At 63.3% G+C, this 17,011-nt stretch carries 15 protein-coding genes and 1 other RNA gene; 3 read left to right on the forward strand and 13 right to left on the reverse strand.

The window, feature by feature from the left end; translation table 11 throughout:
• Positions 1 to 36: 36 nt before the first annotated feature.
• The 12 genes from AC1Z3V_RS29990 to AC1Z3V_RS30045 form a co-directional block, all read right to left on the reverse strand.
• Complete coding sequence (locus AC1Z3V_RS29990; RefSeq protein WP_483503557.1) at positions 37 to 1,476, reverse strand: UDP-N-acetylmuramoylalanyl-D-glutamyl-2,6-diaminopimelate--D-alanyl-D-alanine ligase; 1,440 nt, start codon at positions 1,474 to 1,476, stop codon at positions 37 to 39.
• Between the two features lies 1 nt (position 1,477).
• Complete coding sequence (locus AC1Z3V_RS29995) at positions 1,478 to 2,941, reverse strand: UDP-N-acetylmuramoyl-L-alanyl-D-glutamate--2,6-diaminopimelate ligase (protein WP_483503559.1); 1,464 nt, start codon at positions 2,939 to 2,941, stop codon at positions 1,478 to 1,480.
• A gap of 66 nt (positions 2,942 to 3,007) precedes the next feature.
• Positions 3,008 to 4,756 (reverse strand): peptidoglycan D,D-transpeptidase FtsI family protein, encoded by a 1,749-nt coding sequence (locus AC1Z3V_RS30000; RefSeq protein ID WP_429806585.1) that lies wholly within the window; start codon positions 4,754 to 4,756, stop codon positions 3,008 to 3,010.
• Positions 4,756 to 5,142: a cell division protein FtsL gene (gene ftsL / locus AC1Z3V_RS30005; RefSeq protein ID WP_429806583.1), complete on the reverse strand. Its 387-nt coding sequence runs from the start codon at positions 5,140 to 5,142 to the stop codon at positions 4,756 to 4,758. The genes AC1Z3V_RS30000 and ftsL overlap by 1 nt, the downstream gene beginning before the upstream one ends.
• 6 nt (positions 5,143 to 5,148) lie before the next feature.
• A complete protein-coding gene (gene rsmH, locus AC1Z3V_RS30010; RefSeq protein WP_483503561.1) occupies positions 5,149 to 6,174 on the reverse strand; it encodes a 16S rRNA (cytosine(1402)-N(4))-methyltransferase RsmH in 1,026 nt (341 codons plus the stop codon).
• A gap of 14 nt (positions 6,175 to 6,188) precedes the next feature.
• A complete protein-coding gene (gene mraZ / locus AC1Z3V_RS30015; protein ID WP_429806579.1) occupies positions 6,189 to 6,629 on the reverse strand; it encodes a division/cell wall cluster transcriptional repressor MraZ in 441 nt (146 codons plus the stop codon).
• A 502-nt stretch (positions 6,630 to 7,131) separates the two neighbouring features.
• On the reverse strand, positions 7,132 to 7,668 hold the full coding sequence (locus AC1Z3V_RS30020) for a hypothetical protein (RefSeq protein ID WP_483503564.1): 537 nt from the start codon (positions 7,666 to 7,668) through the stop codon (positions 7,132 to 7,134).
• Positions 7,669 to 7,768: 100 nt separating this feature from the next.
• Positions 7,769 to 8,168: RNase P RNA component class A (rnpB, locus tag AC1Z3V_RS30025), an RNA gene on the reverse strand.
• Positions 8,169 to 8,274: 106 nt separating this feature from the next.
• The gene (locus AC1Z3V_RS30030) at positions 8,275 to 9,465 is read right to left on the reverse strand and encodes an NAD(P)/FAD-dependent oxidoreductase (protein WP_483503566.1); all 1,191 of its coding nucleotides are present in this window, start codon (positions 9,463 to 9,465) and stop codon (positions 8,275 to 8,277) included.
• 192 nt (positions 9,466 to 9,657) lie between these two features.
• Positions 9,658 to 10,185: a lytic transglycosylase domain-containing protein gene (locus AC1Z3V_RS30035; RefSeq protein ID WP_429806574.1), complete on the reverse strand. Its 528-nt coding sequence runs from the start codon at positions 10,183 to 10,185 to the stop codon at positions 9,658 to 9,660.
• Positions 10,186 to 10,409: 224 nt separating this feature from the next.
• Positions 10,410 to 11,174 (reverse strand): N-acetylmuramoyl-L-alanine amidase, encoded by a 765-nt coding sequence (locus AC1Z3V_RS30040; protein WP_429806572.1) that lies wholly within the window; start codon positions 11,172 to 11,174, stop codon positions 10,410 to 10,412.
• The gene (locus AC1Z3V_RS30045) at positions 11,171 to 11,878 is read right to left on the reverse strand and encodes a TerB family tellurite resistance protein (RefSeq protein ID WP_429806570.1); all 708 of its coding nucleotides are present in this window, start codon (positions 11,876 to 11,878) and stop codon (positions 11,171 to 11,173) included. Before AC1Z3V_RS30045 ends, AC1Z3V_RS30040 begins: the two co-directional genes overlap by 4 nt.
• A gap of 429 nt (positions 11,879 to 12,307) precedes the next feature.
• Between AC1Z3V_RS30045 and AC1Z3V_RS30050 the strand changes: the two genes are divergently transcribed.
• From AC1Z3V_RS30050 to AC1Z3V_RS30060, 3 genes are all read left to right on the forward strand, one after another.
• Positions 12,308 to 13,522 (forward strand): pyrophosphate--fructose-6-phosphate 1-phosphotransferase, encoded by a 1,215-nt coding sequence (locus AC1Z3V_RS30050; protein ID WP_429806568.1) that lies wholly within the window; start codon positions 12,308 to 12,310, stop codon positions 13,520 to 13,522.
• 231 nt (positions 13,523 to 13,753) lie between these two features.
• Complete coding sequence (locus tag AC1Z3V_RS30055) at positions 13,754 to 14,389, forward strand: LysE family translocator (protein WP_483503569.1); 636 nt, start codon at positions 13,754 to 13,756, stop codon at positions 14,387 to 14,389.
• Between the two features lie 117 nt (positions 14,390 to 14,506).
• Positions 14,507 to 15,556 (forward strand): transglycosylase SLT domain-containing protein, encoded by a 1,050-nt coding sequence (locus AC1Z3V_RS30060; RefSeq protein ID WP_483503571.1) that lies wholly within the window; start codon positions 14,507 to 14,509, stop codon positions 15,554 to 15,556.
• 43 nt (positions 15,557 to 15,599) lie between these two features.
• Here AC1Z3V_RS30060 and AC1Z3V_RS30065 read toward each other — a convergent pair whose 3' ends face one another.
• A complete protein-coding gene (locus AC1Z3V_RS30065; RefSeq protein ID WP_483503573.1) occupies positions 15,600 to 16,955 on the reverse strand; it encodes a serine hydrolase domain-containing protein in 1,356 nt (451 codons plus the stop codon).
• Between the last annotated feature and the right edge of the window lie 56 nt (positions 16,956 to 17,011).

Here is a 17,011-nt window from a genome sequence, read left to right on the forward strand (position 1 = left end):
TATCATGGGCGGCAGCGCCGGCACTGTTTGCGCCGGCTATCCCGCGGCCCCGGATACTTCGGCTTGCGCCGCCGGATAGGCTTCGATCAGTGCCTGCACGATCTTGGCGCAACCGGTCCCCTTCGACGACTTGACCATGACGACGTCGCCAGGCGCGACCGCGGCCAGCGCATAGGACTTCAGGTCCTCGACGCTCTCGCGGTAGATCACGGAGACCTCCGGCGGCAGGGCATCACGCAGATGCGCCATCAAAGGCCCGGCAAGCCAGACATCGGTGATCCCGGCCTCGACGAGCGGCCGGGCGAGTGCCGCATGCACGTCGGCGGCATGTTCGCCCATCTCCAGCATGTCGCCGAGCACGGCGATACGGCGGCCGCCGGCCGGCGGTTCGCTGTCGCGCAGAAGCGCGATTGCCGCCCGCATCGAGCTCGGATTGGCATTGTAGCTCTCGTCGATCAGTTTCAGCGTGCCGGTCCCGATCGCAAGCGTATGGCGCCGGCCCCTGCCCGTTTCGGCCTGCATCGTCGCAAGCGCCTGAGCCGCATAGTCGAGATCGGCACCGGCAAGTTTCACCGCAGCCAGAACGGCGACCGCGTTTTCGGCAATGTGACGACCGGGCGCCCCGATCGCGACCTCCAACGTCCGGCCGCCAATGCCAGCCCAGAGAATGGAGCCTTCCGGACCGCCGCTGAATTCGACCAGGCGAAATTCAGCCTTTGGACTGGCGCCGAAGGAATGGATATGGCTGACGCCGGCCGCGGCCGCCGCGTTTTCCAGAAGCTTGTACTGCGGGCTGTCATGAATGATCAGCGCATGGCCGCCATTGACGACGCCCTCGAAGATCTCGGCCTTGGCCTCGGCGATCTGGTCGAGGCTCTCGAAATTGCCGAGATGGGCGGCGGCGATGCTCGTCACCATGGCCACATGCGGCCGCACCATGGCGGTCAGCGGCCGGATCTCGCCCGGGTGGTTCATGCCGATCTCGAAGATGCCGAAATCGGTTGCCTCGGGCATGCGCGCCAGCGTCAGCGGCACGCCCCAGTGATTGTTGAACGAGGCGACCGACGCATGCACGCGGCCCTGGGGCTTAAGCACATGGCGCAGCATCTCCTTGGTCGTGGTCTTGCCGACCGACCCGGTGACGGCGATGATCTTGGCGGCGCTGCGGTCACGCGCCGCACAGCCGAGCCGGATCATCGCTTCGAGCACGTCGTCGACGACGATCATCGGTGCATTCAATCGTCCGAGCGCCGGCAGCTTGCCTTCGCTGACGACGAGCACCGCCGCGCCGTTGGCGAGCGCGATGCCGGCATAGTCGTGACCATCGACCCGGTCGCCCTTGATCGCGAAGAAAGCCTCGCCCTTGCCGATCGAGCGGCTGTCGATCGAAATCCCCGAGATGCCCTCGGGCAGGTTGCCAACCGGCCGGCCGTTCATCGCGGCCAGGAGATCGCTGCTTGTCCAGAGCCAGTTCAAATCACAAGCCTCCCAATGCCTTGCGGACCTCCGCATGATCCGAGAAGGGCAGCGTCACCGAGCCGATCGTCTGGCCCTCCTCGTGTCCCTTGCCGGCGACGATCAGCGTGTCGCCGGTCTTCAGCATGCCGACCGCCGTGCGGATCGCCTGGGCACGGTCGCCGATCTCGATCGCGCCCTTGGCTGCAACCATGATTTCGGCGCGGATAACCTCGGGGATCTCCGAACGCGGATTGTCGTCGGTAACGATCGTCACGTCGGCAAGCCGCGTGGCGATCTCGCCCATGATCGGGCGTTTGCCCTTGTCGCGGTCGCCGCCGCAGCCGAAGACCACGACGACGCGGCCAGTCGTGAACGGACGCACCGAGGCGAGCACGTTTTCCAGCGCATCCGGCTTGTGGGCGTAGTCGACATAGGCGAGCGCGCCGTCCTTGGTTTGGCCGACCAGTTCGAGGCGGCCGGATGCGCCCTGCAGCTTCTCAAGCGCGGAGAAGGCAGCCTTGGCGCTGATACCGGTCGACATGGCGAGACCCGCCGCGACCAGCGCATTCGCCACCTGGAAATCGCCGGCGAGCGGAATGTGGATTTCGAAGATGTCGTCGCCGACATGCACTTCGGCCGATTGCTTGTGGCGGAAATGCTCGACGCGCTTCAGCGAGATGAAGTCGCCCTTGCGGCCGACGGTGCGCACGTCGAGCTTCGCCTTGCGGGCAGCGGCGATCGCCTGGTCCGACCATTGGTCGTCGGCAAAGATCACCGCCGGCGCGCCCTTCGGCAGGAGCGCATTGAACAGCCGCATCTTGGAGTCCATGTAATGCTCGACCGTCGGATGGTAGTCCATGTGGTCGCGGCCGAGATTGGTGAAGGCGGCGGCCGAAAGGCGCACGCCGTCGAGACGGCTCTGGTCGAGGCCATGGCTGGAGGCTTCCATCGCCGCATGGGTGACGCCGGCATCGGCCAGTTCGGCGAGCAGCTTGTGCAGCGACACCGGATCGGGCGTCGTCAGCGAGCCGTAATCGTTGCGTCCGGGGGCCACGACGCCCGTCGTGCCTATCATCGCGGCTGCCAAGCCCGAATGCGCCCAGATCTGGCGTGTGAAGGAGGCGACCGAGGTCTTGCCGGCGGTGCCGGTCACGGCAACCATGGTCTCGGGCTGGCGGTCATAGAAGGCGGCGGCGGCACGCGCGAGGAAAGCGCGGGGCTCCGAGAGCTTCAGCACCGGCACCGACGAGGCATCCACGTTCGAGCCCGCTTCCGTGACGACGGCGACCGCGCCGCGCTTCAGCGCGTCGGCGATATAGGTGTTGCCATTGGCCTTGCTGCCGGCAACCGCGACGAAGAGATCCCCTGGCTGAACCTGCCGACTATCGGCCGTCAGTCCGGCAACGTCGATTTCGGCGGCAGCGCCGCTCAATTGCGCCGAAAGTTCCGGGAAGTTTGATCCCGCCAGCTCTTTGATCTTCATGAACGCACGTCTCGCATCGATTTCGATCCGCAAGAATCGCGAATTGTCCGCTTTCTCATTTCATGTCTAATAAGACACAAGCAAGGCAGAACCGTCTTCTCCAAACTTTGGTTCGACACCGAGCAGCGGCGCGGAGCGGCTGATGATGTCGCGAACCATGGGAGCTGCGTTCGAGCCTGCCGTGCGCCCGCCACCCTCACCGGTCTTCGGCGCGTCGATGAAGGTGAGCACGATGTATTTCGGATTGTCGATCGGGAAGGCCGCGAGGAAGGCGTTGAAGTTCTGGTCGCTGGCATAACGGCCATTGACCACCTTGTCGGCCGTGCCCGTCTTGCCACCGACATTGAAGCCCGGCACCAGCGCGCGCTTGCCGGAGCCGGCAATGCCGTTCCAGCGCAACAGGAAGCGCATGTCGTCGCTGGTGCTCTTCTTCACCACCGGCGTGGCGACTGCGTTGGCCTGCTCCTCGGTGCGCGGCAGGAAGGTCGGCTCGATCAGCTTGCCGCCGTTGACGAGTGCAGCACCCGCAACCGCCGTCTGCAACGGCGTCGTCGAGACGCCGTGGCCGAAGGAGATGGTGACCGAGTTGATCTTCTTCCATTCGCGCGGCTGGCTCGGCGTCTTCACTTCCGGCAGTTCGGTCGGCAGCTTGGAAAGCAGGCCGAGGCGCGTCAGGAATTCCTTGTGGCCGGGGATGCCGACGAGGTCGGCGATCTTGGCGGTGCCGATGTTCGACGAATACTGGAAGATTTCCGGAACGGTCAGCACGCGGCGCTTGCCGTGGAAGTCCTTGATGGTGAAGCCGCCGATGCGGATCGGCGCCGAGGCGTCGAAGCTGTCGTTCAGCGTCACCTTGCCGGAGTCGAGACCCATGGCGATGGTGAAGGTCTTGAAGGTGGAGCCCATTTCGAACGTGCCGTTCGACATGCGGTTCATCCAGCCTTCTTCCGCCCCTTCGGCCGGTTTGTTCGGGTCGTAGTCGGGGACGGAGGCCATGGCCAGCACTTCGCCGGTATGCACGTCGAGCACGACGGCGCCGGCGGCCAGTGCCTGAAAGTTCTTCATGCCGGCATCGATGACATCGCGCACGATGTTCTGCACGCGCACGTCGATCGAGAGTTTCACCGGCTCGAGCTTGGCGTCGCTGGTCATGCCGATCGCGGCAAGATCGGCGAGCCCCTGGCTGTCGATATAGCGTTCCATGCCGGCAACGCCGCGGTTGTCGATGTTGACGTGGCCGAGGATATGCGCGGCGGTGTGGCCGCCGGGATAGAAGCGGCGCTTTTCAGGACGGAATCCCACGCCGGGAATGCCGAGCGCCAGGATGTCGCTCTGCTGCTTCGGCGTGAGCTGGCGGCGCAGCCACTGGAAACGCGATTTCGACTTCAGCTTGTTGTAGATCTCGCGGGTATTGATGTCCGGCAATACCGTCGCCAGCCGCTCCACCGCCTCGTCGGCATCGACGATCTTGTGCGGCTCGGCATAGAGCGAAACGGTGCGGATGTCGGTCGCGAGGATCTCGCCGTTGCGGTCGAGAATATCAGGGCGCGAGGCCATCAGGTTGTCGGCGCGGCCGATGCTCGAAACCGTTTCGGGCGCTGCCATGCCGTATTGCACGAGGCGGCCACCGATGACGGCATAGACGATACCGAAGCTCGCGATCACGATGGCGACGCGGTTCTTCGCCTGGTTGGTGGTCTTCTTGCGCGTCCCCTGGAAGGTGACGTTGAGGCCGCCTTCCGCCGGGCGGTTGTTGCCGCCTGCCGAGAAATGCGCCTTGCTCTTCAATACCATGATGCGGGAGAGAAACGACATCAGCGCGCCACCGAGCCAGTTGCCATGTTATCCGTCTTGTTGATGATGGCCGCGACGCCGTCCTTCGCAGCCTTTTCGTCTTCAGGCACCGGCAGATCCGCCTTCAGCATCGGCAGTTCCTGCGGCTGGGCGAGCTGCGTCGAAGGCGTCGGCTGAAGCTGCAGGTCGGCACCGAAAGCGCCGACGAGACGCTCCAGCCGGTTCGGCTGCGTCAAGAGCGCCCAATCGGCACGAAGCAGATCGATCGTGTCTTCCTCGAGCTTGATCGCCGCGTCGAGCTTGCGGACTTCCTCAAGCTTGTTTTCGGCGCGGTGCTTGATCGTATAGGTCACCGTCGCGGCAGCCGTCATGACGACGATCAGAACGATATCGAGCGTTCGAAGCATGTCTTGTCAGCCCCCCAACCTTGCAAGGCTCGCCAGTTCCGGCAGATTGAAAATGGATAGATCGTTTCCCGGCGACGCGGCTTGCGTGCGGATCCCGGCGCGCAGCTTTGCGGAGCGGGCGCGCGGATTGAGGGACGCTTCTTCCTCGCTGGCCGCCACCATAGGCTTGCCAACTGGCGTGAAGGTTGCGGCGCGCGCGGAAACCATGGGCAGGTGGCGCGAGCCGCTGGCCTTGCCGGAACGATCCTGGAAGAAAGCCTTGACGATGCGGTCTTCGAGCGAATGGAAGGTCACGACGACAAGGCGTCCGCCTGGCTTCAAGACCTTTTCGGCGGCGAACAGCGCCTGAGCCAGCTCGCCGAGCTCATCGTTGACGAAGATGCGCAGCGCCTGGAAGACGCGGGTGGCCGGATGGATCTTGTCTTTCGCCTTGCGCGGCGTCACCACCTCGATCAGGCCGGCGAGATCGCGGGTCGTCTCGAAGGGCTGCTCGGCCCGGCGCTTCTCGATCGCGCGGGCAATGCGGCCCGCCTGCTTCTCTTCGCCGAGAAAGCCGAAGATGCGGATGAGGTCGGAGACCTTGGCGCGGTTGACGACATCGGCCGCCGAAACGCCCGATGCCGACATGCGCATGTCGAGCGGCCCCTTCTTCTGGAAGGAGAAGCCACGCTCGGCTTCGTCGATCTGCATGGAGGAGACGCCGATATCGAGCACGACGCCGTCGAGCCCTTCGGCCGGCGCATGGGCGGCAAGATCGGAGAATTGCGCATGAACGAGTTTCAACCGGCCGCCCCATTCGGCGACCTGCTTCTCACCTGCAGCGATCGCCGTCGGGTCGCGGTCGAGCGCGATGACGTCGGCACCGGCCTTCAGGATTGCCGAACTGTAGCCGCCGGCTCCGAAGGTGCCATCGAGGATGACCTTGCCGGGTGCAGGCTCGAGCGCCGCAAGAACTTCCGGCAAGAGGACGGGAATGTGACGAACCGGTCCGCCTTCGGCTTCAGGAATACCTCCGCCTTGTTCCGTCACCATTCCGCCTCTCCATTCTAGTCTGGACGCAACCCCCGTGACTTGCGCCCCTCCCGGGCCACCGCCTGCGCCTTGATGAAGGCCTGCGGCTCCCAGAGCTGAAAATAATCGCCCCGCCCGACAAACATCACGTCGGTCGAGATTCCGGTGAAGTCGCGGATGAAATCCGTCACCATCAACCGGCCTTCGGTATCGAGCTTCACGAAGACGCCTCCGCCATGAACGAGCAGCGACATCTCGTTGGCCACCGGGGAAAACGGATCCTCGGCCGCCATCTGCTTCTCGAACCGATCCAGGAGTTCCGGCCCGCCGACGCTGATCGCCGGAAAGACGAAATCCTGAAAACAGTATAACTCCCGGACGCCCCCATCCGACAGCACGGAACGAAACGCCGAGGGAACGGAGACCCGCCCCTTCGCATCGATCCGATTGGCAGCATGTGACAAGAAGCGGTTCATAACGCGAAACGGCCGCCCAAGACTGACGGGCCACGATCATCGACCCGCACGAACACGTCACCGCACACGTAAGACACCCACGCCGGACACTGGAATGTCCGCCCACCTTCCGAAGCCGGAAGGCACTGGAATCTTGCGATGTTGAGCCGCGAAGCAGCCCCTGCGCAGTGCCATTATGGGATATCATGGGACCATATGGGCGTCAATGGGAATGGGTTCGTAAACAGCCGCCGAGCTGATCAAATATTGATAGGTTGTTAAGTTTAACGAAGGGTTACGAAGAGACCCCCACCGTCCGGGAATGCGACGGTCGAACGGCTTCAAATCGTTGAAAAATCAGAATGTGAGAAAGAGCGCAGCAATGTGACCTGCGCAGAGTGTTCCGCGCGCCGTCGCGAAACGGGAAGGCGCAACGGCAGCGAAAAATCCGCGCGCAAAACGGTGCCACCGACGCGAAAAATGAGGCATGCCTAACCCGATTTGCGAGCGCTGATCCGCGAGCTCAAGGTGCGTTTTCGTCGAGTGTCCGGTAGCAGGCATCCATGTCGCCCACGTCTCGTTTTGCGAGCGTGGACCACTTGCCCTGGTCGAAGCGGAAATGCTCGACGGTGCATTTCTGCGTTTCGTAACTCGCCCATTGAGCAACGACGAGCGTACTGTCGAGGGCGTACCTCAAGCTGAGATACATGTTGTCTTCGCCACCGCGCGGAAAATCGAACATCTTCCCGGTGCGGTTGTTTGCAACCATCGCAAAGGAGCAGCCGGCGCCGCAGCCAACCTGGATGATCGTATATTCACCGGCAAAATTCGGGCCTTCCTTCATGCCGTTGCGGATGCGCGTACGAAAGGTCGCAAAGTCCTTGTCCCGCCCCTCGAAGTCCGGCGCCTTCGCCTTGCCCTTGTAGATCCTGGTGACCGGAAACTGCTCGGGCCGCGGATCGGTCGGCTGCGCGAAGGCCGGCGGTGTGCATAGGAAGGCGGATAGGAGCGCCGCAGGAAAGATCGAACGACCGCAGGCAAAGGCAAATCTCGCAATCATGCTGCGGATCCTTCCAAAAAACGCACCACATCTCACCCAGAGGAACGGGCAATCGGACCGCTTGTCAATTCAGCGTCGCCGTGGTGCGTCGGTGAGAGAAATCGCCAGTTGGCCTGTAAGCCGGGTTCTGTATGGCCCCGCCACCCGAAGGCAACGGAACGTGGCAGCCATTCATCTGGGACTGCGCTTGCACGCAGCCTCTTGCAACCCACCCGGATGACTGGCCCGGAAACAGGCTGAGCGCTTGCGCGCCCGCGTCATCCCTATTCGGTCTTGCTCCCGGTGGGGTTTACCGTGCCGTCCATGTCGCCATGTCCGCGGTGGGCTCTTACCCCACCCTTTCACCCTTACTCCGCGAGCGGAGCGGTTTGCTTTCTGTGGCACTTTCCCTGAGGTCACCCTCGCCGGACGTTATCCGGCACCGTGCTTCCGTGGAGCCCGGACTTTCCTCCCCCCGCGGCCTTTCGGCACTTGCGGAGAGCGGCTGCCCGGCCAACTGGCACGCGCTCCTTAACGCAAGCCCCCGCCTTGCGCCAGAAAAAACGGCAGGTTTTTTCGGCAGCCAACAGGGCAGATCGGATCGACCCGAATGGACGATGCCCTGACCTAGCGAAACGCGACGGAGAAATCCGCGTCGTATTCGGCCTCGTCGATCCGGCCGTCGAGCACGAGGACCGCGCCGAGCCGGCCGATCTCGTCGGAACTCTTCGCCGCCTGTCCGTTGCCGCCGGTGACGACGGCGATGCGGCTCCCCTCGGCAAAGCCGATATAGGGCAACCCGTGCCGGGTGAACGAGGTGACGCAGGGCGAAAAATGGGTGGAAACCGGCTGCAAGCCCGGCATCACCTCGGCCAGCAGTCCGCGCAAGTGCTCTGCCGCTGCCGCACTGCCCGGCCCGCGGAACCATTGCCGCACCGCCGCTTCGCCGTCGAGAATCCGGTCGGTCGGATCGCCGCCGATCTTGATATAGTGCTTGCCGCCCGTATAGCCGACCGGCGGCAGCAGGTAGTAGCTTCTCTCCTGTTCGGGCGCCGCGCCGATCAGCGACGGCATGCCCTCAAAACCGGAGAGATCGCCGTTTGCGACCTCGGCGAAGAATACGGTCCGCGCCTTGACGGTGAGATCGATCGGCCGCGGCAAGAGCGCTGCGGAAATCGAGAACCCACCGGCGGCAACGATCACCCGGCCTGCAGCGAAATGCTTTCCGTCGACCATCGTGACGACCACGCGGTCACGGTCCTCCGCTACGGCCGCAACCTCGCTGCGCACGATCCGGACGCCCGCCTTCTCGGCGCATACCGTCTGTGCCGCGACCAACGCCCGCGGATTGATGTAGCCCGCCCCGCGCCTTTCGTGGACGCCGGCGGTGCCTGGCGGAAAACGGAACCAGGGAAAGCGCTGCGACAGCTTTTCGTCATCGTAGAGCGGCGCCTCGACGCCAAGCGCATCGCGCGCCTTTTCGACCTCCTCGATATAATCGTAGGACGATCCGGGCGCCGGCCCGGCGATCAGGCAGCCGACTTCGTGGTAGAAGACGATGCCGCTTTCGCCTTCGATTTCGCCGTAGCGCTCGATCGAACGCCTGGCGAGCCGCGCCCAGATCGGATCGTGGTCGATCGTCCGGGTGATGCGGGCATTGTCGTAGTGGCTGGAAAAGACGCCGGTATGATTGGCCCAGTCAGTCGGCTCGTCCGGACCGATCAGCGCCACCCTGGCCCCCGAAAGCGCCAGGTGGCGCGCGGCCGCGGCCCCCATCATGCCCTTGCCGACGACAATGAAATCAAAGCTCTCCGACATGCCGCTCCTCGTCCTCTTGCTCAAGGGGAGATAGCACGCCGGCGCCGATATGGCACGATGGTTGTAGGGAATTCCATGTGCGCCGGAACGCGATACCTGTCCGGCTGGAGCATCCGCCATCACCGGGCGCGGCTGGCGGATGAAGCTCTTTGGCTGCTGAGCGAAGTCTCGCTGCGCCGGTCAATCGATCGATCAGTCGATGATGTCCTGAACCTTGCCGCAGTAGCGCTTGGAAACCGGGTTCATGCGCTTGGCACCGTGGCCGGCATTGTATTTGAGAACCGTACCGCAGGTGGTGCCGCCGGACAGCTCATGCGCCACGGCAAGATACTTCATGCCGAACTTGATGTTGGTTTCCGGATCGTAGAGGCCCTTGGAGGAACCGGAATAGCCCATCATGCGGGCGGTGGAGGGCTTGATCTGCATCAGGCCGATTTCGCCGGCGCTGCCGCGCGCCTTGGGATTGAAGTTGCTTTCGACCTTGACGATCGCATGCGCCAGGTCGATCGGAACGCCGTACTGCTTGGCGTAGGTCTTGATCAGACCCGTATACTCAGCGCTCTGGAGGAGATCCGGCTTAGGATAGCCTGTGGTCCGGGTGACGGACTGGATGGATGAGGTCTTGATGGCTTCGTCGACATTCCCCGCATACGACGTACCCATCCCGGCGAAGAACATGCCAAGGCATGCCGCCACCGCAGCAACAGACGAGATTCTCATGTAGTTTGAATTCTCCGGTCTGGGGAATGGACCGAGGCGCACCCCGCCTCGAGCCTCACTTCCCGATCGTTTCATTCACAGGAAGTGAGCGTTGCGCCCTGATGCTCCTGCAGTTCCAATGGAGCGGGAAATGAATGCCGCATCATGGTAAACATGTGGCAAAGCTAAAAATTCATGCCACGAATTTCTGCAAAAGCGCCGTTATGACGAAAAAATCTTCCGCGTCAGGCGGTGAATTGCGGTAGGCCGGAGAGCAGGCGGTGCAGCGTATCGAGGGTTGAGATGTCGGCGATGCCGTCGACCCCTTGTTGTCGGAAGTGCCGCTGGAAAGCGGCAACGGCGCCTTCGGTCTTCTCACAGAATTCGCCAGTCACATCAATGCCATAGCCATAGAGCGACAGCATCGACTGGATGGCCTCCACCGGCTGGCCGCGGTCGCCGCGCTGAAAAAACCGCCCGCCGCCGATCGGAGCCGGCTCCACCCAGTGGCCGACCCCCTCGCGATGAAGAATGTGCCAGGGAAATTTTTCTCCCGGATCGACCTTGCGAATGGGGGCGATATCGCTGTGTGCGAGCACTCTTTCCGGCGCGATCGACCAGCGTTGGCCACAGTCGCGACACAATTCCACAACCGCCGCGATCTGCTTTTCCGGAAAGTCCGGCAACCCGCCCGGGTGGCCGGGATTGGCGATCTCGATACCGATCGAGCAGGAGTTGATGTCGGTCTCGCCCTTCCAATAGCTCTTGCCGGCATGCCAGGCACGGCGTGCCTCCGGCACGAGCTGATCGACGCGCCCATCCTCGTGGACGAAATAGTGGCTGGAGACCTGGCTCTCCTCGCGGCAGAGCCATTCGAGCGCAGAGGCCCCCGTCGGCATGCCGGTGTAATGCAGAACGATCATATCCGGGGCGCGCTGGCCGACGCGGTCGCCGAAATTGGGCGACGGCATGAAGCGTGCACCCGGATAATCGCAGTATTTCGAGGTCATGCGGCTCGGCGTTCTTTCTCGATCGCCTCATAGGCGGCATTCAGCGCCGCCATGCGATCATTGGCGATCGCGTGGAATTCTTGCGGTACGCCGCGAGCCACCAGCATGTCCGGATGGTTTTCGGAAACGAGCACCCGGTAGCGCTTGCGGATATCGGCGAAATCATCCTTACGCGAAACGCCGAGAACCTGATAGGGGTCACGGCCGTCGCCGTGAACGTGACGGGCCATGATCCGCGCGAAATGCGCCTCGTCCATGCCGAAGATATCGGCCACGCGCATCAGGAAGGCGAGCTCGCGCTCGTGCACCGCCCCGTCAGACTTGGCGATATGGAAGAGGCCGTCGACAATATCCTCGAGGATCGGGCAGTTCTTTTCGCAGGACGAACACAGCGACGCCATCTTCTCGGCATAGGCCTCGTAACCGGCGACGTCCTGGCGCGCCAGATTATAGAGACGGGCGACGTTCTGCGCCTGATCCGGCGGAAACTGGAAAATGTCGCGGAAGGCGGCCACCTCGGCCTCGGTCACGATGCCGTCGGCCTTGGCCATCTTGGCCGAAAGCGCGATCATGGCGACGGAGAAAGCCACCTTGCGCCGTGTTTCCGGATCGCCCTCGAACAGGGTGCGCACGGCCTCGACCACGCCGGCAAGCGCATTGCCGGTGGCAGTAACGATCTTGAGGAGGCTGTCCCAGAATGACATACGAGGTTCCCTGTCTCTCCACCCTATAGCATGGACCGATGTGGTGGCAAATTGCAAGCGGTGGGCGGCCCGAACCACGAGGATGACGAATTTGTGATGGCCCCTCACTATTGTCAATCCATCTGTTGGAACTTGCGACAGCCAGCCGACAGAAAGCTGTTACCGCGGGAACAGCCTTCAATAAAAAGGAGATGTCATCGCCGCCCTGAAAATCAGCAACTGCGCCGTTCGCGGCCGCCTCAGCGCAGAACTGCCCGGATAGCGCCCTGCGACAATCCGCGCGCATCTGCCCTGCCCCGCCATTGCAGCCTTCATTGGCTCCTGGCGGCATCGCCTCGACACAACATCCACAGGCCCGTCATTTAATTTCCATCTGATTTGCGTTATGGAGGCCCCACCCATCGCATGCCAAAGTCCCGAGGAGGAAACATGGCCAAGAAAAAAGTCGCAATGCTGACGGCCGGCGGGCTCGCGCCCTGTCTGTCATCCGCCGTTGGGGGTCTGATCGAGCGCTACACGGACGTCGCGCCCGAATACGAGCTGGTCGCCTATCGCTCCGGCTACCAGGGCCTGCTCTTGGCCGACCGCATCGAGATCACGCGCGACATGCGCGAGAAGGCGCACATCCTGCATCGCCATGGCGGCTCGCCGATCGGCAACAGTCGCGTCAAGCTCACCAACGCGGCCGATTGTGTCAAGCGCGGCCTCGTCAAGGATGGCGAGAATCCGCTGCGCATCGCCGCCGAGCGGCTTGCCAGTGACGGCATCTCGATCCTGCACACGATCGGTGGCGACGACACCAACACGACGGCAGCCGACCTTGCCGCCTATCTCGGCGCCAATGGCTATGACCTCACCGTGGTCGGCCTGCCGAAGACCGTCGACAACGACGTGGTACCGATCCGCCAGACGCTCGGCGCCTGGACGGCGGCCGACTACGGCGCCCGCTTCTTCGACAATGTGAGCAATGAGCAGAGCGCCGCACCGCGCACCCTGGTCGTACACGAGGTCATGGGCCGCCATTGCGGCTGGCTGACGGCGGCCACCGCCCGCTCCTATATCCAGACGGTCGACGACAAGGAGTTCGTCGACGGCTTCATGATGAACCGCCAGATGAAGAACATCGACGGCCTTTATCTGCCGGAGATGAAGTTCGATCTGCAGGCCGAAGCCGATCGCCTGCGCAAGGTCATGGACCGCACCGGCTTCGTCACGCTGTTCGTCAGTGAAGGCGCCTGCCTCGATGCGATCGTCGCCGAACGGGAAGCGGCCGGCGAAACGATCAAGCGCGATGCCTTCGGTCACGTGAAGATCGACACGATCAATGTCGGCAACTGGTTCTCCAAGCAGTTCGCAGCTCTGCTCGGCGCCGAGCGCTCGATGGTGCAGAAGTCCGGCTACTACGCCCGCTCGGCACCGGCCAACGGCGACGACCTGCGCCTGATCCAGAGCATGGTCGACCTCGCCGTCGAAAGCGCGCTCAACAAGGTCTCGGGCGTCACCGGCCACGACGAGGACCAGGGCGGCAAGCTGCGCACGATCGAGTTCCCGCGCATCAAGGGCGGCAAGCACTTCGACACCTCGGTCAAGTGGTTCGGTGAGGTCATGGACGTCATCGGCCAGAAGTGGCAGGCGCAGAACTGACAATCATAGGCTTCGGCGTGCCGCCCGTTGCGGCGCGCCGAAAGCACCTGATTTCGAGATTGACGGCTCCGCGTTTCCGTGGCTGGCTCGGCAAATTCATTGTCGAGAACCATCTACAGCGCCGCGCGTCAGGGCGCGCTAAGGTCGCTGTAGCACTTTAAACCGCTGCATAATTTTGTCCTTAAATCGCTCCCGATTTAAGGAATTATGCAGGAAACGCGGAGCCTTTTCATGTCCTTTGAACATTGGTTTGCCTTTGCCGCAGCCTCTGCCGTGCTGCTCGCCATCCCCGGTCCCACCATTCTTCTCGTCATTTCCTATGCGCTCGGCCATGGCCGCAAGACCGCCGGCGCGACCGTTGCCGGTGTGGCGCTCGGTGATTTCACCGCCATGACCGCCTCCATGCTTGGCCTCGGCGCGCTGCTTGCGACATCAGCCGCGATCTTCACCGTGCTGAAATGGGTGGGCGCCGCCTATCTCGTCTGGCTCGGCATCAAGCTCTGGCGTGCACCGGTGGCAGGCGGAGGCGACACCGACCTCGAAACCACCGCCCCCGAGCGGCCGCTGCGCATCTTCTTCCATACCTATGCGGTGACCGCATTGAATCCGAAAAGCATCGTCTTCTTCGTCGCCTTCCTGCCGCAGTTCCTCGATCTGACGCAGCCGCTCTTCACCCAGATGGCGATTTTCGAGCTCACCTTCCTGACGCTGGCGATTCTCAATGCCAGTCTCTATGCAGCCCTTGCGACCGCTGCGCGCAGCACGATTTCCAGGCCCAATATCCGCCGGATCGTCAACCGCGCCGGCGGCTCCATGCTCATCGGCGCGGGGCTTCTGACGGTGACGATGAAGCGCGCCACGGCGTGAAATTGTCGCCTGCGCTTGCCGCCGCCAGCCTCATAGGTTAATGGAGATTCACTCTTGGCGGCTGGCAACCGCTGATTTGCAGGGGGCGACGGGGCCCAGAAGCACGAAAGTGACAGAATGGCGAAGTACCGTATTTCCCTTTCCAAACAGACGTTTGGCGTGGCAGCTATCCTGTCGGCGACCATCGTCTCGGGATGCTCGACGGTAGAGCACACGTCGCTCGAAGAACTGACCGCCGTACAGACGGTCACCCCGCTCGCAAAGCCCGGCACGGAAATGACGGCCTACGCACTGCCCACGCCTGACGGTGTGGCCACCGCGACGAGCGCCGCCCTGACGGCCCAGACGACCGCCCAGACATCGGGCATGGCTGCCACCTATCCGGTCGCGGCCGACCTGGCACAAGGCGCCGAAGCCGCCCCAGCGATGGTTGCGGTTCCCGCGTCCAAGCCCGGCAGCACCATGGCGCTTGCCATGGTCGCCCCGACGACGCCTGCCGTCGCCAATGCACAAACGGCAGCCGCGGCCGTTACCCAGGTTTCCGCCAATGCTGCGCAAGTGCCGGCACCGGCCTCTGCAGAAGTTGCGAGCAAGACCGGCCGCGTGCAGGATCTTCCAGTTTCGACGCTCGCGGTTGCCGCCGCGATGGAATCGGACTTCGACACCGGCGAACCCGTCGGTCTCGAGACACTGGTCGCCAACCGCATGATCGTGCCGACCGAGCGCCCGAAGACTGGCGTTATCGGTTCGACGGTCGCAGCCGTTGCCAGTGTCATTCCGGATTCGATGAAGCTCAGCAAGGCGCCGACGAGCTCGCGTCCCGACCTCGACAAGCTGATCAAGTATTATGCCGACCTGAACGATATCCCGGTCGAGCTCGTTCACCGTGTCGTCAAGCGCGAGAGCAACTACAATCCGCGCGCCTATAGCAACGGCAATTACGGCCTGATGCAGATCCGCTACAACACCGCCAAGGGTCTCGGCTATGACGGTCCGGCGGAGGGCCTGTTCGACGCCGAAACCAACCTCAAATACGCGACGAAATATCTGCACGGCGCCTGGATGGTGGCCGACAACCAGCACGACAGCGCGGTCAAGCTCTATGCCAGCGGCTACTACTACCACGCCAAGCGCAAGGGCCTTCTCGAAGAACTCGGCATGAAGTGAGCTAAGGCCGCTTGAGCCGAGCTCAGGTGATTTTGCGAGGCGCTCAATCGAGCGCCTCTATTATTTTGGCGTTGAGCTTCTGAACGTCGTAGCCGAGGCGCGAGGGCGTGAGCCCTAGCCGGACCACCGCGAGCTTCAGCGAAGGCACCAGCATGATCGCCTGGCCGTCATGGCCGAGCATCCAGAAAGCATCCGCCGGGAAGCGGCCCGAGCCTGCGCGGACACCGTTTTCCTCCAGCCACACCTGCCCCTGGCCATATTTTCCCTCCGAGGCCTTGGTTGGCCGACGCATGAAGGCGACGTAGTCCTTCGGCAGCATCGCCCTCCCCTTCCAGATGCCATCCTGCAAGAGGAACTGCGCGAAACGCGCCCAGTCCTGCGCGGTCGCATACATGTAGGACGAACCGACGAAGGTGCCGCTCGCATCGGTTTCGAGCACGGCGCTCCTCATGCCCAAAGGCGCGAACAGCGCATCATGCGGAAAGGCGAGTGCCGCCGCCCGATCGTCGAAGCTTCGCATCCAGAGGCGTGACAGCAGCGTGCTCGTGCCGCTGGAATAGCTGAACTTCTCGCCCGGATCGGATGTCAGCGGCTTTGCGGCCGCGTAGCTCGCCATATCCCTTTCAAGATAGAGCATGCGCGTGACGTCGGTGACGTCGCCATAGTTCTCGTTGAATTCGAGGCCGCTCTGCATGCCCATCAGGTCGGCAAGCGTGATGCTTGCCCGCTCGTCGCTCGCCCATTCCGGCAGAAGCCCGGCACGCGCCATCTCCATTTTGCCTTCAGCCACACGCAGGCCGATCAGCGCCGCCGTGACCGATTTCGTCATCGACCAGCCGAGCAAGGGCGTCGAACGGTCGAAGCCCTGGCCATAGGTCTCGGCGATCAGGCGACCATCGCGGATGACGGCAATCGCCCGCACGCCCGGACCGGCGAGATCGGCATCCTCGACAAGCTTCTGCAGGGCGGGATCGATCGCGGCCCCTTCGCCGTCCGGCCAGGGTGCTCCGGCGGCGGGTGCGTCCACCACGGCCGCAGCCGTCTTGACCGGCGGCAAGCGCGTGCCGTCGCCATCGGGCAGGCTTGCGCAGCCTGCGCCCGGTCTGTAGGCGGCGTATCCTGCGGCAGCAAAGCCGAGAATCTGCGCGGTCACCATCTGCCTCTCGGGATCGACGGCAACCTTCACCAGCTTCAGCAAGGGGTGGCCCGGCGCCTGGACGTCATCGGCCAGCACCGATTGGGCGTCCCGTTTTGCGATGAAGACATTGGAGCAGACGATCTTCGCCGCATAACCATCGCCGACCTTGAGAAGCTCAGGCGGCGCGATCGCAAGCCATGCGCCGATGGCGACGATGCCCAACACCAGCGCCGCACCTGATCTCCTCAATATGCGTCCCATGCGCTCCCTCCGGTCGAGTTTCAGAGAAAGAACCAGCATTTCGCCGCCGGGAAAAG

It is taken from the genome of Ensifer sp. 38_S197 (assembly GCF_056924495.1).